Genomic DNA, 26835 nt, shown 5'->3' with positions numbered 1-26835 from the left:
GAGTACGGACGCCCCCTCCTCGAACGTCCCCTCCTGCGTCACCCCGAACAGCCGGGCGGCGAACTGCGCGTCCTGCTCCCCGAGCACCTCACGCAGCTGCTGCGGCGTCCATACGTAGTACGCGCCCTCGACATGCCTGCCCGTGCCGTCGTCACTGTCCGCATCCAGCGCGGACGCGAATCCGCCTTCGTGCGTACGGAGTTCGCTCACCATGAAGTCCGCGGTCTCCAGCGCCACCCGGCGCGCGAGCTCCGACCCGGTGGCCCGCCACAGATGGGCGTACACCCGGCACAGCAGCGCGTTGTCGTACAGCATCTTCTCGAAGTGCGGCACGACCCATTCACGGTCCACCGAATAGCGCGCGAAGCCACCGGCGAGCTGGTCGTAGATTCCCCCGCGCGCCATCGCCTCACCGGTGTCGGCGGCCATCTGGAGGGCGCCCTCGGACCCCGTGCGCGCGTAATGCCGCAGCAGGAACTCCAGCACCATGGACGGCGGGAACTTCGGCGCCCCGCCGAATCCGGCGCGCGTGGCGTCGTAGTCCCGCGTCAGGGCGAGCAGCGCCTGCGCGAGCTCCTCCTCCCCCGGCACCTCGGGCGCCCCGTACGCGAGCGAGCGCCCGCTCAGATCCCGGACGATCTTCCCGGCGACCTCGGCGACCTCCTCCCGCCGCCCGGTCCACGCGGCACTGACCCCCTCCAGGACCTGCCGGAAGGACGGCATGCCGTGCCGGGGCTCGGGCGGGAAGTACGTACCGAAGTAGAAGGGCGCGGCGTCGGCGGTCAGGAACACGGTCATGGGCCAGCCGCCCTGCCCCGTGGCGGCCTGCACGGCCTCCATGTACACGGCGTCCACATCCGGCCGCTCCTCGCGGTCGACCTTGACGTTGACGAAGTGGTCGTTCAGGTACGCGGCCGTCGGCTCGTCCTCGAACGACTCGTGCGCCATGACATGGCACCAGTGGCAGCTGCTATAGCCGACGCTGAGCAGCACCGGCACACCGCGCCTTCGCGCCTCCTCGAACGCGCCGGCCGACCAGGGCCACCAGTCGACGGGGTTGTCGGCGTGCTGGAGGAGGTAGGGGGACGTCTCATGGGCCAGTCGGTTCGGCATACCTCCATCCTGCACGACCCCTCCCCGATCGCCTGACTCTCTCGCGCTGACGCGCGTCAAGCAGGACACTTGTCCCGCAATCATTGCTCTCGGAGGGGGACGCACATGCGGGACAGCCACCGGGTCGAAGCCGAGCGGCTGTTGGTACGGGCCGTTGAGGAGCAGGCGCGGCGGTCGGGTGGGCGGGTCGACGCGAACGCGCTGCTCGTGCGCGGGCGGGCGGCGCTGGATGCCATGGCGGGGAGCGCGGGCGAGGAGTACGCCGCCTACGTCAGGGCGCTGGACGAGGCGCAGGCCGGGCAGCTGTCGCTGGCGGAACGGTTCAGCAGTGCGCGTCTGGCAACTCCCGGGCTGGTGGTGGCCGTTGCGTCCGTCGCCGCTTTCGGCGCCGATCTGGCGCTCGGTACGGGCCCCGGCACCGCGCTCGCCGCCGGGGCGGTCGTCGCCGTGGCCGGGGCCGCCGCCACCGTGGGCCGGGTCACCGCCGCGCACTGGCCCGCCGCCCACCGCCGGGCGGGTGCGCTGGCGCAGCCCGGTGGGCCGGAGCAGTTGCGGTTGGAGTGGCTGACGGCGCTGGAGGTGCGGGGGATACGGCCGTTCCTGGACCAGCAGCATGTCCTGCTGGCGGCGACCCGGGGGGCCTCGGCGAAGAAGACCGCCGCCGTCGGGCAGCTGCGCGGGGCCGACCGCAGCCAGGCGGCGCGCAGGCGGTCCGTACTGGAGCAGTCCTTCGGGCATCTGCCGGAGCCGGAGGGTCCGTTCGCCGGGCGGCGGGGCGCGATGGGGCAGATCGCGCAGTGGGTGCACGCGGCGCGGGCGAGCACCGAGACGCGGCCGACGGTGGTGGTGCTGCACGGGGCGCCGGGTTCCGGGCGTACGACGCTGGCGGTGCGGGCGGCGCACCACCTGCGGGACCAGTTCCGGGGCGCGTGCGTGGTGGATCTGCGCGGGGACACGGGGGGTGAGGCGCCGCTGTCGACGCGGGAGGCGCTGCTGCACCTCCTGAACCGGCTCGGCGCTCCGCGTGAGCAGTTGCTCTTCCGTGAGCGGTCCTCGCAGGAGCAGCAGTTGCGCAGGCTGACGGAGCTGTACCACCAGCATCTGACGGGCCTGCCGGTGACGGTGGTGCTGGACGACGCCTGTGACGCGGCGCAGGTGCGCACGCTCGTACCGGAGCGCTCGGACAGCCTGGTGCTCGTGACGGCCCGCGAGCCGCTCGATCTGCCGGCCGACATTCCGGCGTGGGTGCACCAGCTGCCGGTGGAGGCGCTGGACGCGGTGGGCGCGGAGGAGCTGCTGCGGGAGGTGGCGGAGGAGAAGGAGGGGCCGTACGACGCGGAGGCGGCCGAGCGGATCACCGAGCTGTGCGGGGGGCTGCCGCTGGCGTTGCGGGTGGCGGGGTCCTCGCTGGGCGCGCGTTCGCCACGGGTGCTGGCGACGGATCTGGAGGCGTACGGTCCGGTCGATCCGGTGGAGCGGGCGTTGTGGCTGCGCTACACGGACCAGCCGGACGCGGCCCGCCGGCTGCTGCGCCGGCTCGCGCTGGCGGGGCGCGCGAGCCTGGGGGCCGCCGCGGCGGCGGCGCTGCTGGCGACCGACGAGCACGAGGCGCAGCGGCTGTTGTCGGCGTTGTCACGGGCGGGGCTGATCGACCATGTGCGGGGCAGCCGCTACCGGCTGCACGATCTGGTGCGGGCCTTCGCGCAGGCGCGGCTGCTGGACGAGGAGGAGCCGGCGGACCGGGCGGCGGCGCAGGAGCGGCTGATCCGCAACTACGGCGAGCTGGCGGATTCGGTGATCCGTCTGGTCGACGGCAAGACGTCGACGCGGGCGGATCATTTCGGGGCGCACGGTTTCACGTCGCTCGACGCCGCCCTGCGCTGGCTGGACGACGAGTCGAGCTTCATCACGGCGGCGCTGCGCCAGGCGGAGGGGGTCGACCAGCAGGCGGTGCTGAATCTGCTGGGCGCGCTGTGCGACTACTGCCTGCTGCGGGGCGACCTGTACCGCCTGGGTGAGATCAGCGAGCTGACGCAGGCGGTGGACCAGGGTTTGCTGGTGCGGTCGGTGCAGTGGCGTACGGGTATCGCGGCGCGCCAGCTCGGTGAGCTGGACAAGGCCCGTACGACGTTGTCGTCGGTGGTCGACCTGTATTTCGAGGCGCAGCACGAGGCGGGCGCCGCGCGGGCCCTGTGTTCGCTGGGCATCACGCTGCACCACCAGGGGAATCTGGCCCAGGCGGCGGACAAGCTGGGCGAGGCGCTGGCGCTCCAGGCGTCGCCGGAGCTGGACGGCGACCGGGCGTGGACGCTGCACGCGCTGGCGGCGGTGGAGCGGGACCGGGCGAATCTCGCCGCGGCGGTCGCTCACCTCGACACGGCGCTGGTCCTGCACCGCGCGAGTGAGAGTCTGCACGGGCAGGCGTGGGCGCATTTCCAGCTCGGGCAGGTCTTCCTGCGCAGGGGCGACGTGCCGCGGGCCCAGGGGCAGCTGCACGAGGCGCTGGAGCTGTACGGGCGTACCCGTGACGGCCGGGGCGAGGCGTGGGCGCTGACGCAGCTGGCTCGCGCGCGGCTGGTGGACGGCGACCCGTCGGCAGCCGTCGAGGAGCTGCGTGAGGCGCTGTCGCGGCACCGGGAGGCGGAGGACGCGCGGGGTGAGGCGTGGACGCTGTACTACCTCGGGCAGGCGTTGGAGGAGCGCGGGGACGTCGATCAGGCGGTGCGGGAGCTGGAGCGGGCGCGGGGGATGTTCTCGCGGATGCGGGACGTGTACGGGCTGGCCTGTGCGCGCCACCACTCGGGTCGCGTCACGCGTGACCAGCGCGCGGCACAGACGGGCAATCTGCGCAATTCAGGCTTCGCGCGTCAGCTGCTGGTCGACGCGCGGGCCGACTTCCACCGGATCGGGGTGGCGCACGGCGAGGCGTGGACGTGCCTGGAGCTGGCGATCGTGGACGCGGGCAACAACCGGCCGGCGCAGGCGCTGGAGCTGTGTGACGAGGCGGCGCGGCTCTTCACGTCGTACGACGACCGGCGCGGCGAGGACTGGGCGCGTTTCCTGCGCTGCACGCTGCTGCCGTTCGGTTCGCCGGGTGGCTCGGAGATCGGCACGGCGGTGGCCCAGGAGGAGCTGTCGCAGCTGCTGCGGGCGGCGCATCCGACGCGCGACGGCAAGCTGGAGGACTGCGCCGAGGCGTACGGCCTGGTCCTGGAGCGCGGTGTGGATCTGGCGGAGGGCTGGCAGGCGTGGCGGCTCGGCATGGTGCCGAATCGGCACGCTCGGGAGGTGATGGGCGTACCGGTGGAGGCGGCGCGGGGGTGAGCGGGTGCGGGTACGGCGCGGGTACGCGGCGCGTACCAGCTTCTCCCCTGCCCGCTCCTTCAAGGACCGGGGCCCGCCCCAGGCCCCGCGCCTCGCACGCCGGCGCGCACATGGCGATGGGCGCGCCCGGCGGGCGTCCGGGGTCCGGAGCACGCCACGGTGCGGGCAAGGGCGGGCCGGGGAACGAGCCCCGCCGGGCCCGCCCTCGCCCTACGCGTCCTTGGGGCTGTCGCCCGCCGGGTCCGCCGACGTCGGCGCCGAAGCGGAACCGGAACCGGAAGCGGGCGCCGAGGCGGTGGCCTTGCGGCGCTCCGCCGCCGGGTCCGGCGCCTCTTCGAAGTCGACCTTGCCCATGTGGCGGTTCATCGACTTCATCAGCAGCCACACGCCGACGGCCAGCGCCGCGAACACCAGGAACCCGAGGACACCCGGGGTCACCTTGTCCTTGTCGAACTTGTCCGCGGCGAGCGGGACGAACTGCGTCATTGCCAGGGTTACGTTCACATCAGGCATTGTCGCGGATGCCTGCGAACAGGTCGCTCTCGGGGAGGGACGTATCGACGAGCGACTTGGCCAGCTCGTACTCCTCCGTCGGCCAGACCTCCTGCTGGATCTCCATCGGCACGCGGAACCAGCCGCCGTCCGGGTCGATCTGCGTGGCGTGCGCGATGAGGGCCTTGTCGCGGATCTCGAAGAACTCGGCGCAGGGAACGTACGTGGTCAGCGTCCGCTCCGCCCGCTGGAACTCCTTCCAGCGCTCCAGCCACTCGCCGTACGGCGACTCAAGACCGCGCTCCAGGAGCGCCTCGTGGAGCGCGACGGTGCGCGGCCGGTTGAAGCCCTGGTTGTAGTAGAGCTTCTGCGGCTGGTACGCCGGGCCGAACTCCGCCTCCGGGAACTTCTCGGTGTCCGCCGCGCCCTCGAACGCCACCATCGTGATCTTGTGGGTCATGATGTGGTCGGGGTGCGGGTAGCCGCCGTTCTCGTCGTACGTCGTGATGACCTGCGGCCGGAAGGCGCGGATGGACCTCACGAGCCGGCCCGCCGCCACGTCGACGTCCTCCAGTGCGAAGCAGCCCTGCGGCAGCGGCGGCAGCGGGTCGCCCTCGGGGAGGCCCGAGTCGACGAATCCGAGCCACTCCTGGCGGATGCCGAGGATCTCGCGGGCCTCGTCCATCTCCTTCTTGCGGACCTCGTGGATGTGCTCCTCGATGTACTTGTCGCCCTGGAGCTTCGGATTGAGGATGGAGCCACGCTCGCCCCCCGTGCAGGTGACGACCAGCACGTCCACCCCCTCGGACACATACTTGGCCATGGTCGCCGCACCCTTGCTCGACTCGTCGTCGGGGTGGGCGTGAACGGCCATAAGTCGCAGCTGCTCAGTCAAGACTCGATCCTCAGTGATTCGGCGCAATAAGCGGCTTCTATAGTGACCGAATCGGGGGGCGGAAAATTCCGGAGTTCCGGATCCAGGAGGAACGATCATGACCGCGGTGCGCCAGGACCTTCCCGAGGGCCGTTACGGCCGGTCGGCGGACGAGCGCGCGGACCGCAAGCTCAAGATCGTCGGCGCCGTGCTGGGCGCCGCGCTCCTGGCGATGACCGCCTGGTTCGGTTACGACTACATCGCCGGCCAGAAGATCAGCGCCGAGCTGATCAAGTTCGACACCGTCTCGGACTCCGAGGTGAAGGTGCACCTGGAGGTGCGCAAGGACCCGGAGGCGACCGGCACCTGCACGCTGCGCTCGCTCGCGGAGGACGGCGGCGAAGTGGGCCGCAGGGACGTGCGCGTCGACGCGCCCGGCAAGGACCGCGTCGACGAGATCTACACGGTCCGTACGACGGCCAGGGCGACCAGCACCGAGCTGACAGGCTGCACGGCGGAAGCCGGTTCCACCCGCTGACCTGCGGCGTTACCGCTTCGAGTGTTTTCCTCCTCCCCCTTTTCCGCCTGAATTGTTAGGCTCGTGGTTTCGCCCGCCCCTGGAGGCACATCCTTCTGGGTAGGGCGATGCTTGCTTTGTATTCCAAGTACCGACGAGGAGCACCTGTGACCCAGACCAGCGAGAGCGTCACCTGGCTGACCCAGGAGGCGTACGACCAGCTCAAGGCCGAGCTGGAGTACCTGTCGGGTCCCGCACGCACGGAGATCGCCGGCAAGATCGCGGCTGCCCGCGAGGAGGGGGACCTGCGGGAGAACGGCGGGTACCACGCGGCCAAGGAGGAGCAGGGCAAGCAGGAGCTCCGCGTGCGCCAGCTGACCCAGCTCCTGGAGAACGCGAAGGTCGGCGAGGCCCCCACCACCAGTGGCGTGGTGGCCCCCGGCATGGTCGTCACGATCGCCTTCGACGGCGACGAGGACGACACGATGACGTTCCTGCTCGCCTCCCGCGAGTACGCGAGTTCCGACGTCGAGACCTACTCGCCGCAGTCGCCCCTGGGCACCGGCGTGATGGGCAAGAAGGTCGGCGAGGACGCGCAGTACGAGCTTCCGAACGGCAACAAGGCGTCGGTGAGGATCCTCGAAGCCAAGCCGTACCAGGGCTGAGCACGACAGCGCGAAGCCCCCGGCCGGGAGTCCCGGCCGGGGGCTTCGTCGTGCGTACGGTCGGATCGTCGGCGCGTGCGGTCAGATCGACGCCGAGCGGTACTTGCGCACGGCGAGGGTGCGGAAGACCACCAGGATCAGCAGCGACCACAGCACCGAGGCGAGGATCGGGTTCTGCATGGGCCACGCGTCGGAGGTCTGGAAGCCGGGCGGCAGATTGCCGAACAGCTCGCGGCAGGCCTGCACGGTGGCGCTGAACGGGTTCCACTCGGCGATGTGCCGCAGGAACGTCGGCATCTGGTTCGCGTCGACGAAGGCGTTCGAGATGAAGGTGAGCGGGAACAGCCAGATCAGTCCGCCGGACGTCGCCGCCTCCGGTGTGCGGACGGACAGGCCGATCAGGGCGCCGATCCAGGAGAAGGCGTAGCCGAGCAGGAGGAGCAGCAGGAAGCCGAGCAGGACCTTGGCCATGTTCTCGTGCACGCGCCAGCCGACGATGACGGCGACGATCGCGAGGACGACCAGGGTGAGCGCGGTCTGCACGAGGTCGGCGAGGGTGCGGCCGGTGAGGACGGCACCGCGGGCCATGGGCAGCGACCGGAAGCGGTCGATGAGGCCCTTGTGCATGTCGTCGGCGATGCCCGCGCCCGCGCCGGCGGTCGCGAAGGTGACGGTCTGGGCGAAGATGCCGGCCATCAGGAACTCGCGGTAGGCCGAGGCGGAGGTGGATCCGCCGACCTGGATGGAGCCGCCGAACACGTAGGTGAACAGCACGACGAACATCACCGGCTGGATCAGTCCGAAGATGACCATTTCCGGGATCCGGGCCATCCGGATCAGATTCCGCTTGGCGATGACCAGCGAGTCGGAGACCGACTGGGCGATGCCCCCGCGCGGCTGAGGGGCGCGGGTGCCGGGTGCGGTGTCCGTTACGGCGCTCACTTGGCGGCCTCCGCTTCTTCCTCCGCGACTGCGGCCGCGTGGCCGGTCAGGGAGATGAAGACGTCGTCGAGGGTGGGGCGGCGCAGACCGATGTCGTCGATCTCGACGCCGCGGATGTCCAGCTCCCGGATGACTTCGGCGAGGAGCTTGGCGCCGCCGGCGACGGGCACGGTGATCTTGCGGGTGTGCAGCTCGGTCTTGCTCGCCCCCTTGCCGAAGGCGCGCAGTACCTCGTCGGCGGTGGTGAGGTGCTCGGGGTCGTGCACGACGACCTCGATGCGCTCGCCGCCGGTGCGGGCCTTGAGCTGGTCGGAGGTGCCGCGCGCGATGACGCGGCCGTGGTCGATGACGCAGATGTCGTGGGCCAGGTGGTCGGCCTCTTCGAGGTACTGGGTGGTGAGCAGGAGCGTCGTACCACCCGAGACGAGTTCCCGGATGACCTCCCACAGCTGCTGCCGGTTGCGGGGGTCGAGCCCGGTGGTCGGCTCGTCCATGAACATCACGGGCGGGCTGACGACCAGAGCGGCGGCGAGGTCGAGACGCCGCCGCATGCCTCCGGAGTACGTCTTGGCCGTGCGGTCGGCGGCTTCGGCGAGGTTGAAGCGCTCCAGCAGCTCCTCCGCGCGGGCCTTCGACGCCTTCGCGGACATCTGGTAGAGCCTGCCGACCATCTGCAGGTTCTCTCGCCCGGTGAGGTACTCGTCGACGGCGGCGAACTGGCCGGACAGGCCGATGGACCGGCGCACCTCGTTGGGGTGCTTGAGGACGTCGATGCCGGCGACGACCGCCTTGCCGCTGTCGGGCTGGAGCAGTGTGGTCAGGACCCGCACCGCGGTGGTCTTGCCGGCCCCGTTCGGGCCGAGGAGGCCGAGGACCGTGCCTTCCGGCACATCGAGATCGACCCCGTCGAGGGCCTTGACGTCGCCGAAGGTCTTCACCAGACCCTCGGCATGGATGGCTCCTGGCATAAGTGGTCCCCCGTTGTGGGTGATTCCTACGCGAATCCTAGGTTTGCCGGCCTTGCCCTGCTCGGCGAAGCCGCACGCGAGGCCCACCACCGTAGAGCGCCAGATCGCGTGGCGTCATCCGTTTAAGTCATCACGGTGTAGCCCGCCTCCCGCAGCACCGACCGGACCTCCGCGCAGTGTTCCGGGCCCTTCGTCTCCAGGTGCAGCTCCACCTCGACCTCCGTGAGTCCGAGCCGCGGATCGGTCCGCACGTGACCCACGTCGAGGACGTTGGCGTCGACCACCGACAGCTCCGCCAGCATCCCCGCCAGAGCGCCGGGGCGGTCCGTCAGACGCAGCCGAAGGGACAGGTAGCGGCCCGCCGCCGCCATGCCGTGCCGCAGGATGCGCTGCATGAGCAGCGGATCGACGTTGCCGCCCGACAGCACCGCGACGACCGGGCCCTCGAACGACTCCGGTTTGCTCAGCAGCGCCGCGACCGGGCTCGCCCCGGCCGGCTCGACGACCATCTTGGCCCGCTCCAGGCAGAGCAGCAACGCACTCGACAACTCGTCCTCGGTGACGGTCACTACCCCGTCGAGCAGCTGGTTGATCACCGCGAACGGCACGTCGCCGGGCCGCCCCACCTTGATGCCGTCCGCCATGGTCTGCGCCGTGTCGATCGACACCGGCCGCCCGGCGGCCAGCGACGGCGGGTAGCACGCCGCGTTCGCCGCCTGTACGCCGATGATCCGCACGTCGGGGCGCAGCGCCTTGACCGCGATCGCGATGCCGGCGGCCAGCCCGCCGCCGCCCACTCCGACGACGATCGTCCGTACCTCCGGGCACTGCTCCAGGATCTCCAGGCCCAGCGTCCCCTGGCCCGCGACGATGTCGGGGTGGTCGAAGGGGTGGATGAAGGCCGCGCCCGTCGTGTCGGCGTACTCCTGCGCGGCGGCCAGCGTCTCGTCGACGACCTGGCCGTGCAGGCGCACCTCGGCGCCGTACTCCCGGGTCGCCGCGACCTTCGGCAGGGGCGCCCCGAGCGGCATGAAGACGGTGGACCGCACGCCGAGGAGGGTCGAGGCCAGGGCGACGCCCTGCGCGTGGTTGCCCGCGCTCGCCGCCACCACTCCGGCCGCGCGCTGCTCGGGGGAGAGCCCGGCGATCCGCACGTACGCGCCCCGCAGCTTGAACGAACCGGTCCGCTGCAGGTTCTCGCACTTCAGGTGGACCGGGGCCCCGACCAGGTGCGACAGATGCCGGCTGCCCTCCATCGCCGTGGACCTCGCGACCCCGGAGAGCATCTTCTGCGCCCCTCGTATGTCGTCGAGCATGAGGTTGCGGAAAGGATCGGCCGTACGGAAGCTCATGACCGCAAGTCTGGCAGCTCGCCGGCCGGGCGCCCGCCGGGCACCGAGGGCTTCGCACCGTTTCTCGCAGCGCCGGTACGCACCCGCCGGCACCCGCGTACTCTGTCCCCCACCACACCGACCACCGCACGAAGAGAGCCCCCAGCCATGCCCACTTCCCAGGACATGACGACTGATCCGGACACCGGCCTCCTCGATGCCCTCCAGCACCAGGTGGCCGTCTTCGCCCGCCGCGCCGAGCAGACGAGGCTCGGCGGAGTGGGCCAGGTCCGCAACTCCATGGACCGCGCGGCCTATCTGCTGCTCAACCGGCTCGACCAGGAAGGCCCGATGGGCGTCAAGGCGCTGGCCGCGGGCATGGGGATCGACTCGTCGACCGTGACCCGGCAGGTCGCGCCGCTCGTCGACACGGGCCTCGTGAAGCGCACGTCGCACCCCGAGGACGGTCGTGCGGTCGTGCTCCAGCTGTCGCCGCGCGGGCAGGCCCGGCTCGACGAGGTGCGCTCCTCGCGGCGCGAGCTGATGGCCCAGGTGACGGACGGCTGGACCGAGGAGGAGCGCGACGCGTTCTGCACGCTCCTCACGCGCTTCAATTCCGCGCTGTCGGCCCGCCAGGGCGCGGCGGGCGTCGAGGCGGGGTCCGAGGCCGCGGCCACCGGCGCGCAGGTGCCGCCGACCTCTTGACCCCGGGCCCTTTCCTGCCCTGATATGAGGGCGTGCGAGAGCGGCAGGCGATTCGGCATCGCCGCAGGGCCCGCGAGTTCGAGGCGTTCGTCGCGGGTGCGGCAGGACGACTGCTGCATGCCTCGACACTGCTGACGGCGGAGCCCGCGGACGACAACCCGCGGGCGCGGCGCCTGCTCACCGCCGCGCTGGCCCGTACGTACGCGGACTGGGACCGGCTGCGCGGCGAGGACCCGTACGACCGCACCCGCCAGGAGCTCGCCGCCCGTTTCGCGCGCGGCGCGTGGCACTACCGGCAGCACGGCGGCGGGGTGCTGGAGCGGCTGACACCCCAGGAGCGGCTGGTGCTGGTCCTGCGGCTGTACGAAGGTGTCGCCGAGGAGCAGACGGCCGCGCAGCTCGGGCTTCCCGCGGAGCGGGTGCGGGCGATCTGTACGCGTGCGACGGCCGCGATGCGCAGCGGACCGCGCGCCCCGGCCGGTCCGGTGCGCAAGGTGGCCACGCCGTGAGCGACCGCACGCAGGACGAGGTCCGCCGGATGCTGGAGACGCCCCACCCCCCGGTCCCCGCCGACCTGGGGACGCGCGCCGCCGAGCGCGGCGCCCGCCTGCTGCGCCGCCGGGTCCTGGCGCGACGGCTGCTGTGGCTGCTGCTGGCACTCGTGGCGGTGGCGTTCGCGGTGTGGGCCGCGCTGGAGCAGCCCTGGGTGGTACCGCCGTCGGAGATCGCCCCGCCGCTGGAGGGGTGGTGACCCTGTGCCGGAGGGGCCGATCCGCCCCTCCGGCCTGCGGCGGGCGGGTCAGCCCAGCATCTGCTTGAGGTCGGCCAGCAGGTCGTCGCCCGACTCGATGCCGACGGACAGCCGCACCAGGTCGCCCGGGACCTCCAGGGCCGAGCCCACCACCGACGCGTGCGTCATCCGGCCCGGGTGCTCGATCAGGGACTCGACGCCGCCCAGCGACTCACCGAGGGTGAAGAGCTTGGCACGGTTGCAGACCTCGACGGCCGCTTCCTCGCCGCCCTCGACGCGGAACGACACCATGCCGCCGAACGCCTTCATCTGCTTGGCGGCCGCCTCGTGGCCCGGGTGCTCGGGCAGCCCCGGGTAGAGGACCTGCGTGACGCGCGGGTGGCGCGTCAGCATCTCCGCGACCCGCCTCGCGTTCTCGCTGTGGCGGTCCATCCGCACGGCGAGCGTCTTGATGCCCCGCAGCACCAGCCACGCGTCGAAGGGCCCGGCGACGGCGCCCATGGCGTTCTGGTGGTAGGCCAGTTCCTCCCCGAGCGCCGTGTCGTTGACGATCAGCGCGCCGCCGACGACGTCCGAGTGGCCGCCCATGTACTTCGTGGTCGAGTGCACGACGACGTCCGCGCCGAGTGCCAGCGGCTGCTGGAGGTAGGGGCTCGCGAAGGTGTTGTCGACCACGAGGCGGACGCCGGCCGCGCGCGCGACGCCCGCGAGCGCCTGGATGTCACTGATGCCCAGGAGCGGGTTCGAGGGGGTCTCGACCCAGATCACCTTGGTCCTGGGGGTCAGGGCCGCCCGTACCGCCGCCGGGTCGGAGGTGTCCGCGACCGAGAACTCGACGCCCCACCGCGAGACGACCTTGGCGAACAGGCGGAAGGTGCCGCCGTACGCGTCGTTCGGGATGACCACGTGGTCGCCCGGGCTCAGCAGGGTCCGCAGCAGGCAGTCCTCCGCCGCCAGGCCCGACGCGAAGGCCAGCCCGAGGCTGCCGCCTTCGAGCGCCGCCAGGTTCTCCTCCAGGGCCGTGCGGGTCGGGTTGGCGCTGCGGCTGTACTCGTAGCCGCCCCGCAGGCCGCCGACGCCGTCCTGCTTGTACGTGGAGACCTGGTAGATCGGCGGTACGACCGCGCCCGTCAGGGGGTCAGCGGTGTTTCCGGCGTGGATCGCGATGGTCTCGAAGCTGTGGTGGTCGCTCATGAGGCACGAGCGTAGTTCGTCCGCGCCTCCGCCCACCGCCGTCCCCGCGCGGTCCGGGACAATGGAGCCATGGAGATTCTCTGGTTCCTGATCGCTCTGTGCATGCTGGCGGCGGTCATCGGCCCCTTCGTCCTGCGCAGGCGCGGCGGCGGCATCCGCCTGGTCGCGCCCGGCTCCCCGGACGCCGCCGACCCGGCCGACTACGGCTTCGTACGCCAGGAGCTGCTCGACGTACGGATGCCGGGCCCGGACCAGGACCTGGAAGACGTCCTGGAAGTGGTGCAGCGCTCGCAGGACTGGCGGGCCGCCGCACAGCTCCTCGCGGGGACGCCGAAGGACGGCGAGGTGCGCTGGCAGCGCGTGCAGGCGTTCGCCGGGGCCGCCTCCCTGGAGCTGGCCCAGCACCCGGGCGAGGGCGGGCGCTGGCTTCGGGCCTGGCGGGCCGAGTCGCCGAAGGACGCGGGCGGGGCGCAGGTGCACGCCGAGTTCCTGGTGCAGCAGGCGTGGCGTACGTCGACGCCCGGTACGAACGACTTCCGGATCATCCTGGAGGAGGCCCGCACGGTGTGCGGCGAGGCCGCGCTGCTCGCGCCGGGCGACCCCGTCCCGTACATCACCGAGCTGACCGTGGCGCGCGGACTCGCCTACCCCGAGCCGGAGTTCGACCAGCTGTGGGCGAAGGTCCTGGACCGCGCGCCGGCCCACATGGGCGCGCACCTCGCCGCGCTGAGCTACCGCAGCGAGAAGTGGCACGGTTCGCGCGACGCCGCCGACACCTTCGCGACCGCCGCCGCCGCCCGCGCGCCGCAGGGCTCGCTGCTCGCGGCGCTGCCCCTGTTCGCCGTGTACGAGCACCTGCCCGAGGTCAACCTCGTCAACGGCTTCTACCAGAGCGCGGTGGTGACGAAGGCCATGGAGGGCGCGCTCTACGCGGTGCACGCCGCCCGCCCCGACGACCCGGTGCTGGCGCACGTACGCCACCTGCTGATCCTCTTCCTGGTACGCGCCGAACGCTGGGCGGAGGCGATGAACCAGCTGCGGCACGTGGACGGCCACGTCGGCGCGCTGCCCTGGACGCACAGCCCGGACCCGGCGGCGGACTACGCCGTGTACCGCGCGCTGGCGGTCGCCGGCTACGAGGCGAACGGCGGCAGCCCGGCGACCCTGCCCGGCTGACGACGAGGCGGAATTCCGGGCGGCGCCGAGGTGTTCCCCCCGGTGCCGCCCCCCGTGAAGGAGACCGAGTGATGATGTTCGGCCGTACCCCCCAGCTCCCCACCCCGGAGCAGGCCCTGAAGGGCCGCCCGACCCCCGAGTTCGACGTCCCGTCCCGGCACACGGTCCTCGGCAACCCGCTGGTGGGCCCGTACCCCGACGGCCTGGAGACCGCCGACTTCGGCATGGGCTGCTTCTGGGGCGCGGAGCGCACGTTCTGGCAGACGGACGGCGTCTGGACGACGCTGGTCGGCTACCAGGGCGGCTACACCGAGAACCCGGCGTACGAGGAGGCCTGCTCGGGCCTGACGGGGCACACGGAGGCGGTCAGGGTGGTCTTCGACCCGTCGGTCGTCTCGTACGAGCAGCTCCTGAAGGTCTTCTGGGAGAACCACGACCCGACCCAGGGCTTCCGCCAGGGCAACGACGTGGGCACGCAGTACCGCTCGGCGATCTACACCCACTCCCCCGCCCAGGCGGCGGCCGCCGAGGCGTCCCGCGAGGCGTACCAGAAGGTCCTCACGTACTCCGGCCACTCCACGATCACCACGGAGATCCTCCCGGCGGACACCCGCCCGTTCTGGCCTGCCGAACCGCACCACCAGCAGTACCTCGACAAGAACCCCGGGGGTTACTGCGGCATCGGCGGCACGGGGGTCAGCTGCCCGATCGGTGTGGCGAAGACCGACTGACGCGCGGGTCCGTCACACCGCGCCGGTGCGACGGGCCCGCCTCTGCCCGGTCGGTGCGATCCGGCTGGTAGACAGCAACCATGACCTATTACGCGGATTTGACGCCGTACACCTACGACACGGACAGCGGCGCTCCCACCAGAGCTCCCACCGCCCCCCGAGCGGTGCCGCACGTGAACGTGGGCTGGCTGGGGCGGGTCCGTCCCTACGCCAAGGGCGACGCCCCCGCCGGGCTGGTGGAGGCGCTCCGGGGCATGCAGCGGACCCACCGTGCCCAGCAGACCCGTGGTTACCACTTCTGCCCCTGGTGCGCCGCGCGGACGCTCGGCCTGCTCGGCGCCCGTGACACCTGTCCGCGCGGCAGCGCCGAGATACGCGTCGTCGGGGACGGCGTCGTCTACGCCGCCCCCGAGCTGATCACCCACTACGTCGAGGCCCACGCGTACGCGCCGCCCGCCGCGTTCGTACGAGCGGTCCTGGCGTCCGCGAACTGACCGCGTCCCGCCCGCTTTTATTCGGTGGCGGGCGCTGCGGGCCAGCGCGACGATCGGACGATGCGCCGCATCTTCCTGGAGACCGACCGACTCGTCCTCCGCCCCTTCGCCGAGGCCGGCCCGGACACCGGCCCCCGCGCCGACAGCACCGACCCCACCGACGTCGACCGCCTCGTCGACCTCGACAGCGACCCCGAGGTCATGCGCTACCTCAACGGAGGCCGTCCCACCTCCCGCGCCTTCGTCGTCGAGCGCGTGCTGCCCCGGCTGACGCACCACTATGAGTGCATCGGGACCCGCGGCTTCTGGGCCGCCGAGGAGAAGGCGACGGGGGCGTTCCTCGGGTGGTTCGAGTTCCGGCCGACGGACGACGACAGCGCGGAAGTCGTCGAGCTCGGTTACCGCCTCGGCCGCGCCGCCTGGGGACGCGGTTACGCGACCGAGGGAGCCCGCGCCCTGATCGACAAGGGCTTCACCGAGCTGGGCGTGCGGCGCGTCACCGCCGACACGATGTACGTCAACTCCCGTTCCCGGCGCGTGATGGAGAAGGCGGGCCTCCTCTTCGTACGCCGCTGGTACGGGAACTGGCCCGACAGCATCGAGGGCTCGGAACACGGCGAAGTCGAGTACGCGCTGGACCGCGACCAGTGGGCGGCCCGCGCCGGCGCCGCGGTCCACCCGCCCGACCGAGTCCGGTAATTCTCCCGCTCGTGTGCGTACTGTGACCGTGACCTGGGATGATTACGTCCCGTGTTCACAGACCTCGTCATCCCCGTCGTCGGCCTCGCCGTTCTTGCCTGGGCTCTTGTCCATGTCACCCGCGTCGCCCTGCGCAACCAGAAGGCCAAGCGTTTCGACGCGGCCGCCTACGGGCTCGTCCCCCGCGATCAGCTCGACGCCGGCCGCTCCGGCCCGCCCCGCGACGAACCCGCCCTCCAACTCGCCGTCGAAGCCGCCTGCGGCGGTGACTGGGAGCCCGCCGCCGGCCTGCTGGCCTCGGCCGCCGACGACGCGGACTGGGAGGCGCGCTGGCGGCTCGTCGGCATCTTCGCGGACGTCGCCGTCGAGGACGAGCGCTGGCTGCGGACCTGGCGTGCCCGGATGCCGCAGGACGCCGACGCCGTCGTCGTGCACGCGCACGCCCTCCTTCTGCGTGCCTGGGCGGCGCGCGGTGTGAAGTACGCGCGGGAGACTTCCGACGGTCAGATGGAGCTGTTCGCCGAGCTGCTGCCGACGGCGATGCACGCCGCCCGCGAGGCGGCCCGGCTGGCGCCGCGCGACCCCTCGCCGTGGATCACGATGGTCGCCGCCGCGCGCGGACTCGGTCTCTCCCGCGACGAGTTCAACGGCCTGTGGGCCGAGGTGACGGCTCGCGCGCCGCACCACTACGACGCCCACTGGCAGGCTCTCCAGTACTGGTGCCAGAAGTGGTACGGCTCCCACAAGCTCATGTTCAAGTTCGCCAAGGAGGCGGCTGTGTCGGCGCCGGCCGGTTCCCTGCTCTCCGGCATCTACCTGGACGCCGTGCACGAGGCGGTGCTGCAGGACGGTGACGAGGCGTACCGCACCTGGGCCACCAAGCCGATGATCGCCCGTGTCCAGGCCGACCTCGCTCAGGCGGACCCCGACGATCACCGGCTGCCCCACATACGGCACCTGCTCGCCGCGACGCTGGTGAAGTGCGGGCGCTACGCCGAGGCCCTCGCCCAGTTCCGGCTGATCGGCGGGTGGTGCGGAGCGGCCCCGTGGACCTCGGCGAACGACACGGTGGTGGCCTTCGACCACGCCCGCGGCCTCGCGGCGCTGGGCTCCGGCCGCCCGTGACGAACCGGCTGCCCGCCGGGTAGCCGGCACGGACGACGCGCGGCGGCGGGCGGACGCCGGGGTGCACGCCACCGCGCGTCAGGCCGCCCGGTGCCGCTGTCGCAGCCGGGCCGCCGTGTCCGCCGCGTCGTAGCCGGGGGCGACCCCTTCGACCAGGATCACTTCCCCCGCGACGTGCCGCGTGCGCATCGGGAGGAGCTCCTGGTAGGCCTCGGAGTCGTACCAGTCGCGCGCCTTCGCCATGTCGGGGAAGCCGATGACCACCAGGTCGCCGGGCCACTCGCCCTCCAGGACCTCCACCTCCGTGCCGTGGACGAGGAACTGTCCTCCAAAGGGGTCGAGGGTGGCCTGGATCCGCTCCATGTACACGAAGATGTCCTCGTGGTGGGCGGCGGCGCGCAGGTGACCGACGGCGTAGGCGCTCATGGGGTTCCCTCCCGGGCGGTGTGACGGGCTGATGCGTCACATCCTTCCGGGAGGGACCACGGCCGTCGATTACCGCTCAGGTAATGCCAGGGGTCTGCCGGGGAGCGGAGACACCGGGCCCCCACGCCGTCAGATCGTCGCCGCGTCGATCACGAACCGGTACCGCACGTCGCTCGCCAGTACCCGCTCGTACGCCTCGTTGATCCGGTCCGCGCTGATCAGCTCGATCTCCGCGCCCAGCCCGTGCCGCGCGCAGAAGTCGAGCATCTCCTGCGTCTCGGCGATACCGCCGATCATGGAGCCGGCCAGCGTCTTGTTGCCGCCGATCAGCGAGAACATGTTGAGGGAGTTCGGCTCCTCCGGAGCGCCGACGTTCACGAACGCGCCGCCCACCTTCAGCAGGCCGAGGTACGCGTCCATGTCGAGCGGCGCCGATACCGTCGAGACGATCAGGTCGAACGAGCCCGCCAGCTCCTCGAAGGTCTTCGGGTCGCCGGTCGCGTAGAAGTGGTCCGCGCCCAGCCTCAGCCCGTCCTCCTTCTTGCGGAGGGTCTGGCTCAGTACGGTCACCTCGGCGCCCAGCGCGTCGGCGATCTTGACGCCCATGTGTCCGAGGCCGCCCAGGCCGAGGATCGCGACCTTCTTGCCGGGGCCCGCCTGCCAGTGGTTGAGCGGCGAGTAGAGGGTGATGCCGGCGCACAGCAGCGGGGCGGCGACGTCCAGCGACAGTCCGTCGGGGATGCGCACGGCGTAGTTCTCGTCGACGACGAGGTGGGTGGAGTAGCCGCCGTAGGTCGGCTCGCCGTTCTTGTCGAGAGCGTTGTACGTACCGGTCATGCCCTTCGCGCAGTGCTGCTCCTGGCCCGCGAGGCAGGCCTCGCAGGTGCGGCAGGAGTCGACGAAGCAGCCGACGCCGACCCGGTCACCGACGGCGTACTTGCCGACGCCCGCTCCGACCTCGGTGACGACGCCGGCGATCTCGTGACCGGGCACCATCGGATAGATGCCCTCGCCCCAGCCGTCACGGACCTGGTGGATGTCGGAGTGACAGATGCCCGCGTACTTGATCTCGATCAGGACGTCGTGCTCGCCGACCGGGCGGCGCGGCACGGAGATCTTCTCCAGCGGTGCCTTGGCGGCGGGGGCCGCGTAGGCGGAGACGGACGAGACGGTGGACACGGACGGGGCGGAGGTAGAAGTGGTCATGCTCGAAAGCCTGCCTGACCTGCTGACATCCACCCAGCCCTCTGTTGAGCGTAGGTCTGCTGTGCGTACCACTGGCGGGGACAGGCTCACCTTCGTACCCGGTGCGGCGGGGGGTGATACTGGCTGTCATGGACCAGCGCGCCGAACTGAGTGAGTTCCTCCGCTCCCGCCGCGCGCGGCTGAAGCCCGAGGACGTCGGCCTGCCCGACTTCGGCAGGCACCGCCGCGTGCCCGGTCTGCGCCGCGAGGAGCTCGCGCAGCTCGCCGGGGTGTCCGTCGCGTACTACACGCGCCTGGAGCAGGGGAACGGCCGCAACGTGTCCATGGGCGTGCTCGACGCGATCGCCCGCGCCCTGCGGCTGTCCGACGCCGAGCGCGACCACCTCACGCATCTCGCCAAGCCGTCGCAGAAGCGGAAGCGTCCGGTGCGGCCGCAGCGCCTGCGGCCCGGTCTGCAGCACCTGATGGACGCCATGGACGGGGTGCCGGCGTACGTGATGGGGCGGCGCACCGACGTCCTCGGCTGCAACCGCATGGCGCGCTCACTGTTCGGCGACATCACCGCGCGGCCCGTGGAGGAGCGCAACATCGCCCGTCTCCTCTTCCTGGACGACGACTACCGGAACGTGTACGTCGACTGGGAGTCCAAGGCGTGCGAGGTCGTCAGCTACCTGCGGCTGGACGCGGGCTGCCATCCGGACGATCCGCTGCTGTCAGCGCTGGTCGGCGAGCTGTCGGTGAAGAACGAGGTGTTCAGGAGCCTGTGGGCCGCGCATCATGTCAAGGACAAGGGCCACGGCAGCAAGCGCCTGCACCACCCGCTGGTCGGTGAACTGACCCTGGCGTACGAGACGCTGACGCTCGCCGACGACCCCGAGCAGCACCTGATCACTTTCCACGCGGAGCCGGGTTCGCCGTCACAGGAGGCCCTGCAACTACTGGCGAACTGGGGTACGGATGCGGAGTACGTCGCATGAGTGACGCGGAAGTGACCCTGCGCCGGGCGGCCGGTTCCGTCGACGCCGCCGCCGTGGCCGAGGTGTGGCTGCGGTCGTACGACGCCGCGCTGCCCACGGTGCGGCGGGCGCACAGCGACGACGGGGTGCGGGACTTCTTCCGGTACGTCGTCGTGCCGGAGCAGGAGACGTGGGTGGCGGAGAGCGGCGGCGCCGTGGTCGGGATGATGGCGCTGGAGCCCGGCGCGATCGAGCAGCTGTACCTGGCGCCGGAGCACCGGGGGCGCGGGATCGGGGACCGTTTCGTACGGCTCGCGAAGCAACGGTCGCCCGGCGGCCTGGAGCTGTGGACCTTCCAGGTCAACGGGCCGGCGCACCGCTTCTACGAGCGGCACGGCTTTCGCGCGGCCGAGCGGACGGACGGCTCGCGCAACGAGGAGCGCGAGCCGGACGTCCGCTACGTGTGGGTGCCGGAGAGCTGAACCGGCCGGTCCGCACCGCCCCCGGCCCGCGCGGTCCCCGGTGGGCGGGGACGGCCACCGGGGAGCGCGCGGGTGTCCGACGGGTCGCGCGGTACGAGTTCGGTGTACGCGTCGACCGCCTCGGCGCCGCTCCGCCCGTCGACGGCGGCCACGGTCGCTGTGAGGCCGCCCCGGTCGTGGACGACCTGCCCGCGGCGGGATGTCGGCGGGCAGGTCGTGGCTGTGGGCGGCGGTGACGACGGCGTGCTTGCGCGCGGACCCCGAGGCCCGCACGCGAGTTCAACGGTGTGCCGTTCCTGTCACCCCGCTTCCGCCGCCGGCGTCACGAGGCCGCCGCGTTCTCGGTCACCGTGACGCGCCCCTTGCGGATCGTGGCGAGGCGCGGCGCGCGGCGGGCGAGGGCGCTGTCGTGGGTGACCATCACGAACGTCAGCCCGTGTTCCCTCCACAGCCCTTCCAGCAGTTCCATGATCTCGTCGCGCATCGACTCGTCGAGGTTCCCGGTGGGTTCGTCGGCGAGCAGCACCTTGGGCCGCTTGACGAGCGCGCGGGCGATCGCGACGCGCTGCTGCTGGCCGCCGGACATCTCCCCGGGCAGGTGGGTGAGCCGTTCGCCCAGCCCCACCGAGTCCAGTGCCGCAGCCGCCCGTTCGCGGCGGTCCGCCGCTTTCAGGCCGAGCGGTACGAGCGCCGTCTCGACGTTCTCCCGGGCGGTGAGGGTGGGGATGAGGTTGAAGCTCTGGAAGACGAAGCCGATGCTCTCGGCGCGGACCCTGGTCAGCCGGGCCTCCGGCAGCGCGGCCAGGTCGACGCCGTCGAGTTCGACGCTGCCGGTCGTCGGCCTGTCGAGGCCGCCGAGCATCTGGAGGAGGGTGGACTTGCCGCCGCCGGTGGGTCCCTGGATGACGAGCCGGCCGCCGTCCTCGATGGTCAGGTCGACGCCCGCGAGCGCGTCGATGGTGTCCTTGCCGCGCCGGTAGCGCTTGGTGACGCCTTTGAGCTGGTACATGGGTGGGGTCAACTCCTGCGGTGCGAGGAAGGGTTACGAGGGGGGCGAGCGCGCCGCGCCCGGGCGCGCGGATCAACCGACGCGCATCGGGCCGCGCGCCTCACGCCACGCGGCGCAGCGCGTCCGCCGGGCGCAGCCGGGAGGCGCGCCAGCCGCCGAAGCCGCCCGCGATGAGACCGCCCGCGACGGCGAGTGCGACGGCGAGCCCGACGGTGGTGAGGGAGACGGGTGCGGTGAGGGCGATGTCGACGGCCTTGCCGGTGGCCTGCCGCAGCGGGCCGCCCATGCCACCGCCGGGGCCTGTCACGGTGGCGGCGGCCCCGCCGCCACCACCGCCCCCGCCGCCGAGCTGAGCGGTGAGGGTGGGGCTGATCGCGGTGACGAGGTACGCGCAGCCGACGCCCACGGCGATGCCGAGCGCCCCACCGAGCAGACCGTTGGCCAGGGCCTCGCCGACGACCTGGCGGGTGACGCGGCCGCTCTTCCAGCCGAGCGCCTTGAGCGTGCCGAACTCCTGTACGCGGCGGCTGACCGCCGACGAGGTGAGCAGCCCGGCCACCAGGAAGGCGGCGGCCAGTACGGTGACGGAGAGCCACTTGCCGACGCTCGCGGCGAGGTCGGTGGCGGTGGACAGGGAGCCGGAGACGGTGGCGGCGAGGTCGGCGGAGGTGGTGACGGTCGTGCCCGGGATGTTCTTCCGCACGGCCGTCTTGACGTCGTCGATGTGCTGCGAGTCGGTGGCCCTGACGTAGACGGTGGTGATCTTGCCCTTCACGTCGGCCAGGGTCTGCGCCTGGGCGAGGGGCAGGTAGACGTTGGCGGCGGCGTCCGCGCTCTCGGCCGTCGCGATGCCGACGACCTTGTACGGCGTACCGGAGACGGTGATGTTCTCGCCGATGCCGAGCTTCTTCTCCTTGGCGTACGCGCTGTCGACGACGGCGACCTTGGCGTCGGTCTCCGCCTCGGTGAAGGTGCGGCCCGCCGTGATCCTGGAGGAGGTGAGCGGGCCGAGCGCGGGCTCGGTGACGTCGGTTCCGTACACGGAGAAGGAGTCGACGCCGAAGGCCGCTCCGCCGCCGCGCACCCTGCCCTCGCCGCCGCCGGCGCCGCCCGGCTGTGCGGGCTGCGCGGGCTGCGCCTTCTCGATCTCACCGCGCTTGAACTCGCCGCTGACCTTGAGGACCTGGAGGCTCAGGCCGCCGACGGCGTCCGCGACGCCGTCCTGGTCCGCCACCTCGGCGACCGTGGAGGACGCCAGGGTCTGGAAGCCCTGCACCAGCACCCGGTCGCTGCTCTGCTCCTGGTCGTCGCCGCTGTCCTTGGCGTCGAACTCGAAGCGGGGTCCCCGGCCGGTGTCGTTCGCGCCGGGCGGCGCCGCGGCCTTGGTGACCGTCATGTCGGTCCCCAGCCCGTACAGCGATTCCAGGACCTTGTCCTGGGCCCGGCCCATGCCGGCGGAGACCGAGCCGACCACGATGACCAGCGCGATGCCGAGCGCGAGGCCGGAGGCGACGACGAAGGCCGTCTTTCTGCGGCGGCGCAGTTCGCGCCGGAGGTAGGTGAAGAACATGGCGCGAAGCTATGGGCGGCTCCTGATGGCTGGATAAGGCCGGTCTGAGAGCCGGATGAGAAGCCCGGGAACGCGAACAGCGGCGGCGCCGCCCCGATTTCGGGGTGGCGCCGCCGCTGGATCGCTGCGGGGAAGGAGCCGGCAGCGTGAGGATCAGGCCGCGGAACCGGCCTTCCACTGCTCCCAGTCCATGTTCCAGCCGTTGAGGCCGTTGTCCGGCTTGATGGTCTTGTCCGGGGAGTTCTTGACGACGACCACGTCACCGATGAGCGAGTTGTCGAAGAACCACGCGCCGGGCTGGTTCGGGTCGTTCGCGCCCTTGGCGTCGTTCAGGCCCACGCAGCCGTGGCTGGTGTTGGCGCTGCCGAAGATCGAGTCGGCGCCCCAGTAGTTGCCGTGGATGAACGTGCCCGACGTGGACAGCCGCATGGCGTGCGGCACGTCCTTGATGTCGTACTCGCCCTTGCCGTCGTCGTCCGTGAAGCCGACCGTCGCACCGTTCATCCGGGTCTCCTTGAACTTCTCGGAGATCACCATCTGGCCGTTGTACGTCGGGTTGTCCGGCGCGCCCGCGGAGATCGGGATGGTCTTGATCGTCTTGCCGTCGCGCGTGACCGTCATGGTCTTCGTCTTGGCGTCGACGGTGCTGACCTGGTTGCGCCCCACGGTGAAGGTGACCGTCTTGTCCTGGACGCCGTAGATCCCGTCGGCGCCCTCGACGCCGTCGAGAGCCAGCTTCATGGTGACCTTGGAGCCGCCCTTCCAGTACTCCTGGGGGCGGAAGTCCAGCCGCTGCGAGCTGAACCAGTGGCCGACGACCTCCTGGCCGCTGCTCGACGTGACCGTGATGCCCTTCTGGACCGCGGCCTTGTCGGTGATCGCCTTGTCGAAGTTGATCGACACCGGCATGCCCACGCCGACCGTGGAGCCGTCGTCGGGCGTGAAGTTCCCGATGAAGCTGTTGGCGGGCGAGACGGTGGTGAAGGAGGCGTTCTCGTGCGCCTTGCGGCCCGCCGAGTCGGCCGCCGTCGCGGAGATCTTGTACGTCGTCGAGCGCTCCAGCTGCGCGTCCGGCTTCCAGCTCTTGCCGTCGGCGGCGATCGTGCCGGCCACCTTCGCACCGGCGGTCGAGGTCATCGTGACCTCGGTCAGCTTGCCCTCGCTGACGGAGACCTTGGTGCCGCGGTTGATGCTGACGTTGTCGGCGCCGCCCTTGGGGGTGATCGCTATTCGGGCCTCGGAGGTGTCCTTGGCCGCGGCCTCGTCCACCTCGGCCTGCGACTTCTTCGAGCTCTGGGCGCTGCCGCCGCCCTTGTCGCCACCGTCGCTGCAGGCCGAAAGGACCAGAACGCCGCTTAGCAGTGCGGACGCGGCCATGAGGCCCCTGCGCCGCTTGCTGTCCGTCATCACACGCTTCTCCATCGTTGCCGATTCCCCACAAGATCCCCGGGCAGGGCCGCTGGGCAGCGTCACCCTGCCAATGTTCTAAACACCTGTACCGATTCGTCCGTTCCACATCTGGGAGGAATGTGGGGAACACCACTGATCACAGAGATCGACGCAGCCACGCCGCCGCCGGTTGCGGCGGCGGCGCGCATTTCTTCACCGGGCTCACCGGGCCGGCCGGGCCCGCCCGGCTCACCGGAAACGCTACGCGGGGCCCTCCTCGTCGTCGTCATCCAGGTCCCACTCCACGGCGTCGGGGTTGTAGTCGATCCGTTCACTGCTCCACGAGGCCTGCGCGAGTTCCACACCGGGGACGTCGCTGATCAGATCGAACGGGTCCACCAGGTGGGCGAGGGCCTCCGCCACGTCTTCCCGCACGGCGGCCTCGGCATGCGTGCGTTCGACGTCCGCCGCGTGGGCGTCCTCCGTGACGTGGGCGAGAGCGGCCTCGGTGAGTTCCTCGGCATCGGAAATTTCCAGCACCAATTCGACCTGGAGCCGGACAAAGCGTGACGTCTCAGTTGCGTTCATGCCTCGGAGCGTAGGCCGCCGGGCCCTCGCGACTTTCCTGCGACCCGCTGCTTTCATTAGCATCGGCGCACACGGCCAATTCCCGGTTGCCTCAAGGGGGATCGATCACGTGTCCGCACGCCGACCGCTGCTGACCGCCACCGCCGCGGGCACACTGCTGTGTGCTCTGTGGTTCGTCCCGTCCGCCAACGCCACGGCGGACAAGGAGGCGAAGCCGCAGCCCGCGACGCAGGCACAGCCGCCCGCCACGTCCTCCCGGGATCTCGCGCTGGCCGACACGGGCAGCGTGGACACCACCCCGTACCTGATCGGCGGCACCGCGTTCCTCGGCGTGGGCGCCGGATTCATGGCGTACTCGATGAGAAGGGCCGCGCGTCCGGTGATCTGACGCACGGCCCCGCTCCATCACTCCGCCGGTCCGGCCGCCGCCTACGCGAGCGGGCCGGTCACCGGCTCGACGGCCCCGACGAGCCGGCCCGCCCGTACGAAGGCGTCGGCCGCCGCGAGGTCGGGCGCCAGGAACCGGTCCGGACCCGGACCCTCGACGCCCGCTTCGCGTACGGCCTTGATGACCGCCTGCGAGGCGGGCGCGGGCACGAGGCCCTCGCGCAGCTCGATGCCGCGCGTGGCGGCGTACAGCTCGACGGCGACGATCCGCGTCAGGTTGTCGATCGCGGTACGCAGCTTGCGCGCCGCCGACCAGCCCATGGAGACGTGGTCCTCCTGCATCGCGGAGGACGGGATCGAGTCGACGGACGCGGGCGCCGCGAGCCGCTTCATCTCGCTGACCAGGGCGGCCTGCGTGTACTGGGCGATCATCAGGCCCGAGTCGACGCCGGCGTCGTCGGCGAGGAAGGGCGGCAGGCCGTGCGACCGGTTCTTGTCGAGGAGCCGGTCGGTACGGCGCTCGCAGATCGAGCCGAGGTCGGCGGCGGCGATGGCGAGGAAGTCGAGGACGTACGCGACGGGCGCCCCGTGGAAGTTGCCGTTGGACTCGACACGGCCGTCGGGCAGGACGACGGGGTTGTCGACGGCGGCGGCCAGCTCCCGCTCGGCGACGGTGAGCGCGTACGCGATGGTGTCGCGTCCGGCGCCGGCGACCTGGGGGGCGCAGCGCACGGAGTAGGCGTCCTGGACGCGGGGGGCGTCGTCCTGGTGGTGTCCGGTGAGCCCGGAGCCGGCGAGCACGCGGAGCATGTTGTCGGCGGATTCGCCCTGGCCCGGGTGGGGGCGTATGGCGTGCAGCTCGGGTGCGAGGACCTTGTCGGTGCCGAGGAGGGCTTCGAGGCTGAGGGCCGCGGTGATGTCGGCGGAGGTGTAGAGCCGCTTCAGGTCGGCGATGGCCATGATCAGCATGCCGAGCATGCCGTCGGTGCCGTTGAGGAGGGCCAGGCCCTCCTTCTCGCGCAGCTCGACGGGGGCGATGCCGTGCGCGGCGAGCAGTTCACCGGCGGGGCGTACGACGCCGTCGGGGCCCTCCGCGTCGCCCTCGCCCATCAGCGCGAGGGCGCAGTGGCTGAGGGGGGCGAGGTCGCCGGAGCAGCCGAGCGAACCGTACTCGTGGACGACCGGGGTGATGCCGGCGTTGAGGAGGTCCGCCATGGTCTGGGCGACGTGCGGGCGTACGCCGGTGTGGCCGGACGCGACGGTCTTGAGCCGCAGGAACATCAGCGCGCGCACGACTTCGCGCTCGACGTGCGGGCCCATGCCGGCGGCGTGCGACCGGACGATGTTGCGCTGCAACTGGGCGCGCAGGTCCTGGCTGATGTGCCGGGTGGCGAGGGCTCCGAAGCCGGTCGAGACGCCGTAGACGGGTTCCGGCTTGGCGGCCAGGGCGTCGACGATCTCGCGCGAGGCGGCGAGGGCGGTGACGGCCTCCTGGGAGAGCTCGACCCTGGCGTTGCCCCGGGCGACGGCGATGACATCCGCTGCGGTCGTCCCGGACGTCCCCAGCACGACTGTGTGCATATCCATATTCAGAACCCTACGGATTGAATCCCTTTCTGTCACTACCCCACGGACGGTTGGCCCCTTACCGGGCCCGACCGCTCAGCGCCTCCGGCCGCACCCGCCTTCGCGCGCCCCGCGCCCGTCCCTCACCCCGGCTC

At 71.7% G+C, this 26835-nt stretch carries 28 protein-coding genes; 14 read left to right on the top strand and 14 right to left on the bottom strand.

From position 1 onward, the window contains the following. A partial coding sequence (locus E2E34_RS11400) for a thioredoxin domain-containing protein (RefSeq protein ID WP_167518267.1) occupies nucleotides 1–1113 on the bottom strand: 1113 nt, incomplete at its 3' end. A gap of 105 nt (nucleotides 1114–1218) precedes the next feature. Between E2E34_RS11400 and E2E34_RS11395 the strand changes: the two genes are divergently transcribed. Further along, entirely contained in the window at nucleotides 1219–4437 is a 3219-nt protein-coding gene (locus E2E34_RS11395; protein ID WP_138901781.1) for a tetratricopeptide repeat protein, read from the top strand. Nucleotides 4438–4647: 210 nt separating this feature from the next. Here E2E34_RS11395 and E2E34_RS11390 read toward each other — a convergent pair whose 3' ends face one another. Then, nucleotides 4648–4950, bottom strand: a complete 303-nt coding sequence (locus E2E34_RS11390; RefSeq protein ID WP_208765210.1) for a hypothetical protein — start codon at nucleotides 4948–4950, stop codon at nucleotides 4648–4650. After that, the gene (mca, locus tag E2E34_RS11385) at nucleotides 4943–5824 is read right to left on the bottom strand and encodes a mycothiol conjugate amidase Mca (protein WP_138901779.1); all 882 of its coding nucleotides are present in this window, start codon (nucleotides 5822–5824) and stop codon (nucleotides 4943–4945) included. Before mca ends, E2E34_RS11390 begins: the two co-directional genes overlap by 8 nt. Before the next feature lie 97 nt (nucleotides 5825–5921). Here mca and E2E34_RS11380 point away from each other — a divergent pair, with 97 nt between their 5' ends. After that, nucleotides 5922–6341 (top strand): DUF4307 domain-containing protein, encoded by a 420-nt coding sequence (locus E2E34_RS11380; protein WP_138901778.1) that lies wholly within the window; start codon nucleotides 5922–5924, stop codon nucleotides 6339–6341. Between the two features lie 146 nt (nucleotides 6342–6487). After that, nucleotides 6488–6985: a transcription elongation factor GreA gene (gene greA / locus E2E34_RS11375; protein WP_138901777.1), complete on the top strand. Its 498-nt coding sequence runs from the start codon at nucleotides 6488–6490 to the stop codon at nucleotides 6983–6985. A gap of 81 nt (nucleotides 6986–7066) precedes the next feature. Here greA and E2E34_RS11370 read toward each other — a convergent pair whose 3' ends face one another. The 3 genes from E2E34_RS11370 to ilvA form a co-directional block, all read right to left on the bottom strand. Then, nucleotides 7067–7927, bottom strand: coding sequence for an ABC transporter permease (locus tag E2E34_RS11370; protein WP_138901776.1), 861 nt, complete (start codon nucleotides 7925–7927; stop codon nucleotides 7067–7069). Continuing rightward, nucleotides 7924–8895 carry an ATP-binding cassette domain-containing protein gene (locus tag E2E34_RS11365; protein ID WP_138901775.1) on the bottom strand — a complete coding sequence of 324 codons (972 nt, stop codon included), beginning with the start codon at nucleotides 8893–8895 and terminating at the stop codon, nucleotides 7924–7926. The genes E2E34_RS11370 and E2E34_RS11365 overlap by 4 nt, the downstream gene beginning before the upstream one ends. A 122-nt stretch (nucleotides 8896–9017) precedes the next feature. Beyond that, complete coding sequence (ilvA, locus tag E2E34_RS11360; RefSeq protein ID WP_138901774.1) at nucleotides 9018–10247, bottom strand: threonine ammonia-lyase; 1230 nt, start codon at nucleotides 10245–10247, stop codon at nucleotides 9018–9020. 147 nt (nucleotides 10248–10394) lie between these two features. On the opposite strand from ilvA, the gene E2E34_RS11355 reads away from it, so the two are divergent. The 3 genes from E2E34_RS11355 to E2E34_RS11345 are packed head-to-tail and all read left to right on the top strand — an operon-like array spanning nucleotide 10395 to nucleotide 11682. Beyond that, nucleotides 10395–10931, top strand: coding sequence for a MarR family winged helix-turn-helix transcriptional regulator (locus tag E2E34_RS11355; RefSeq protein WP_167518266.1), 537 nt, complete (start codon nucleotides 10395–10397; stop codon nucleotides 10929–10931). A 32-nt stretch (nucleotides 10932–10963) separates the two neighbouring features. Continuing rightward, on the top strand, nucleotides 10964–11440 hold the full coding sequence (locus E2E34_RS11350; protein ID WP_138901773.1) for a sigma factor-like helix-turn-helix DNA-binding protein: 477 nt from the start codon (nucleotides 10964–10966) through the stop codon (nucleotides 11438–11440). After that, entirely contained in the window at nucleotides 11437–11682 is a 246-nt protein-coding gene (locus E2E34_RS11345; protein WP_341870213.1) for a hypothetical protein, read from the top strand. Before E2E34_RS11350 ends, E2E34_RS11345 begins: the two co-directional genes overlap by 4 nt. Before the next feature lie 48 nt (nucleotides 11683–11730). Here E2E34_RS11345 and E2E34_RS11340 read toward each other — a convergent pair whose 3' ends face one another. Then, nucleotides 11731–12876, bottom strand: a complete 1146-nt coding sequence (locus E2E34_RS11340; RefSeq protein ID WP_138901772.1) for a cystathionine gamma-synthase — start codon at nucleotides 12874–12876, stop codon at nucleotides 11731–11733. A gap of 69 nt (nucleotides 12877–12945) precedes the next feature. Between E2E34_RS11340 and E2E34_RS11335 the strand changes: the two genes are divergently transcribed. The 5 genes from E2E34_RS11335 (at nucleotide 12946) to E2E34_RS11315 (ending at nucleotide 17101) form a co-directional block, all read left to right on the top strand. Next, nucleotides 12946–14052: a hypothetical protein gene (locus E2E34_RS11335; RefSeq protein WP_138901771.1), complete on the top strand. Its 1107-nt coding sequence runs from the start codon at nucleotides 12946–12948 to the stop codon at nucleotides 14050–14052. Nucleotides 14053–14123: 71 nt separating this feature from the next. Then, nucleotides 14124–14783 carry a peptide-methionine (S)-S-oxide reductase MsrA gene (gene msrA, locus E2E34_RS11330; RefSeq protein WP_425573388.1) on the top strand — a complete coding sequence of 220 codons (660 nt, stop codon included), beginning with the start codon at nucleotides 14124–14126 and terminating at the stop codon, nucleotides 14781–14783. Between the two features lie 80 nt (nucleotides 14784–14863). Next, nucleotides 14864–15277: a DUF7919 family protein gene (locus E2E34_RS11325; protein WP_138901769.1), complete on the top strand. Its 414-nt coding sequence runs from the start codon at nucleotides 14864–14866 to the stop codon at nucleotides 15275–15277. 60 nt (nucleotides 15278–15337) lie between these two features. Then, entirely contained in the window at nucleotides 15338–15976 is a 639-nt protein-coding gene (locus E2E34_RS11320; RefSeq protein ID WP_138901768.1) for a GNAT family N-acetyltransferase, read from the top strand. A 51-nt stretch (nucleotides 15977–16027) separates the two neighbouring features. After that, nucleotides 16028–17101 carry a DUF4034 domain-containing protein gene (locus tag E2E34_RS11315; protein WP_138901767.1) on the top strand — a complete coding sequence of 358 codons (1074 nt, stop codon included), beginning with the start codon at nucleotides 16028–16030 and terminating at the stop codon, nucleotides 17099–17101. A 78-nt stretch (nucleotides 17102–17179) separates the two neighbouring features. Here the strand turns inward: E2E34_RS11315 and E2E34_RS11310 are convergent, their stop codons facing one another. Both E2E34_RS11310 and E2E34_RS11305 read right to left on the bottom strand, forming a co-directional pair. Then, nucleotides 17180–17527 (bottom strand): DUF1330 domain-containing protein, encoded by a 348-nt coding sequence (locus E2E34_RS11310; RefSeq protein ID WP_138901766.1) that lies wholly within the window; start codon nucleotides 17525–17527, stop codon nucleotides 17180–17182. Nucleotides 17528–17656: 129 nt separating this feature from the next. Further along, on the bottom strand, nucleotides 17657–18733 hold the full coding sequence (locus E2E34_RS11305) for an NAD(P)-dependent alcohol dehydrogenase (protein WP_138901765.1): 1077 nt from the start codon (nucleotides 18731–18733) through the stop codon (nucleotides 17657–17659). 128 nt (nucleotides 18734–18861) lie between these two features. Between E2E34_RS11305 and E2E34_RS11300 the strand changes: the two genes are divergently transcribed. Together E2E34_RS11300 and E2E34_RS11295 are read left to right on the top strand one after the other, a co-directional pair. Next, nucleotides 18862–19710 (top strand): helix-turn-helix transcriptional regulator, encoded by an 849-nt coding sequence (locus tag E2E34_RS11300; protein ID WP_138901764.1) that lies wholly within the window; start codon nucleotides 18862–18864, stop codon nucleotides 19708–19710. Then, on the top strand, nucleotides 19707–20171 hold the full coding sequence (locus tag E2E34_RS11295; protein ID WP_138901763.1) for a GNAT family N-acetyltransferase: 465 nt from the start codon (nucleotides 19707–19709) through the stop codon (nucleotides 20169–20171). The genes E2E34_RS11300 and E2E34_RS11295 overlap by 4 nt, the downstream gene beginning before the upstream one ends. A gap of 322 nt (nucleotides 20172–20493) precedes the next feature. On the opposite strand, the gene E2E34_RS11290 is transcribed toward E2E34_RS11295, so the two are convergent. The 4 genes from E2E34_RS11290 to E2E34_RS35390 all read right to left on the bottom strand — a co-directional run bounded on the left by E2E34_RS11290 (nucleotide 20494) and on the right by E2E34_RS35390 (nucleotide 24727). Continuing rightward, nucleotides 20494–21180, bottom strand: coding sequence for an ABC transporter ATP-binding protein (locus E2E34_RS11290; RefSeq protein ID WP_138901762.1), 687 nt, complete (start codon nucleotides 21178–21180; stop codon nucleotides 20494–20496). Between the two features lie 100 nt (nucleotides 21181–21280). Then, nucleotides 21281–22750, bottom strand: coding sequence for an ABC transporter permease (locus tag E2E34_RS11285; RefSeq protein WP_138901761.1), 1470 nt, complete (start codon nucleotides 22748–22750; stop codon nucleotides 21281–21283). Nucleotides 22751–22903: 153 nt separating this feature from the next. Next, nucleotides 22904–24172 (bottom strand): L,D-transpeptidase, encoded by a 1269-nt coding sequence (locus E2E34_RS11280; RefSeq protein ID WP_138901760.1) that lies wholly within the window; start codon nucleotides 24170–24172, stop codon nucleotides 22904–22906. Nucleotides 24173–24400: 228 nt separating this feature from the next. Continuing rightward, complete coding sequence (locus E2E34_RS35390) at nucleotides 24401–24727, bottom strand: hypothetical protein (protein WP_167518264.1); 327 nt, start codon at nucleotides 24725–24727, stop codon at nucleotides 24401–24403. 109 nt (nucleotides 24728–24836) lie between these two features. On the opposite strand from E2E34_RS35390, the gene E2E34_RS11270 reads away from it, so the two are divergent. After that, a complete protein-coding gene (locus tag E2E34_RS11270) occupies nucleotides 24837–25115 on the top strand; it encodes a hypothetical protein (protein WP_138901759.1) in 279 nt (92 codons plus the stop codon). Between the two features lie 41 nt (nucleotides 25116–25156). Here the strand turns inward: E2E34_RS11270 and hutH are convergent, their stop codons facing one another. Further along, entirely contained in the window at nucleotides 25157–26701 is a 1545-nt protein-coding gene (hutH, locus tag E2E34_RS11265; RefSeq protein WP_138901758.1) for a histidine ammonia-lyase, read from the bottom strand. Nucleotides 26702–26835 lie beyond the last annotated feature (134 nt).

This window comes from Streptomyces albidochromogenes, from assembly GCF_005981925.1.
In the GTDB taxonomy this organism is placed as follows: Bacteria; Actinomycetota; Actinomycetes; order Streptomycetales; family Streptomycetaceae; genus Streptomyces; species Streptomyces albidochromogenes.
Note: the sequence above shows the minus strand (reverse complement) of the source record. Positions and strands in the feature narration are given on the sequence as shown.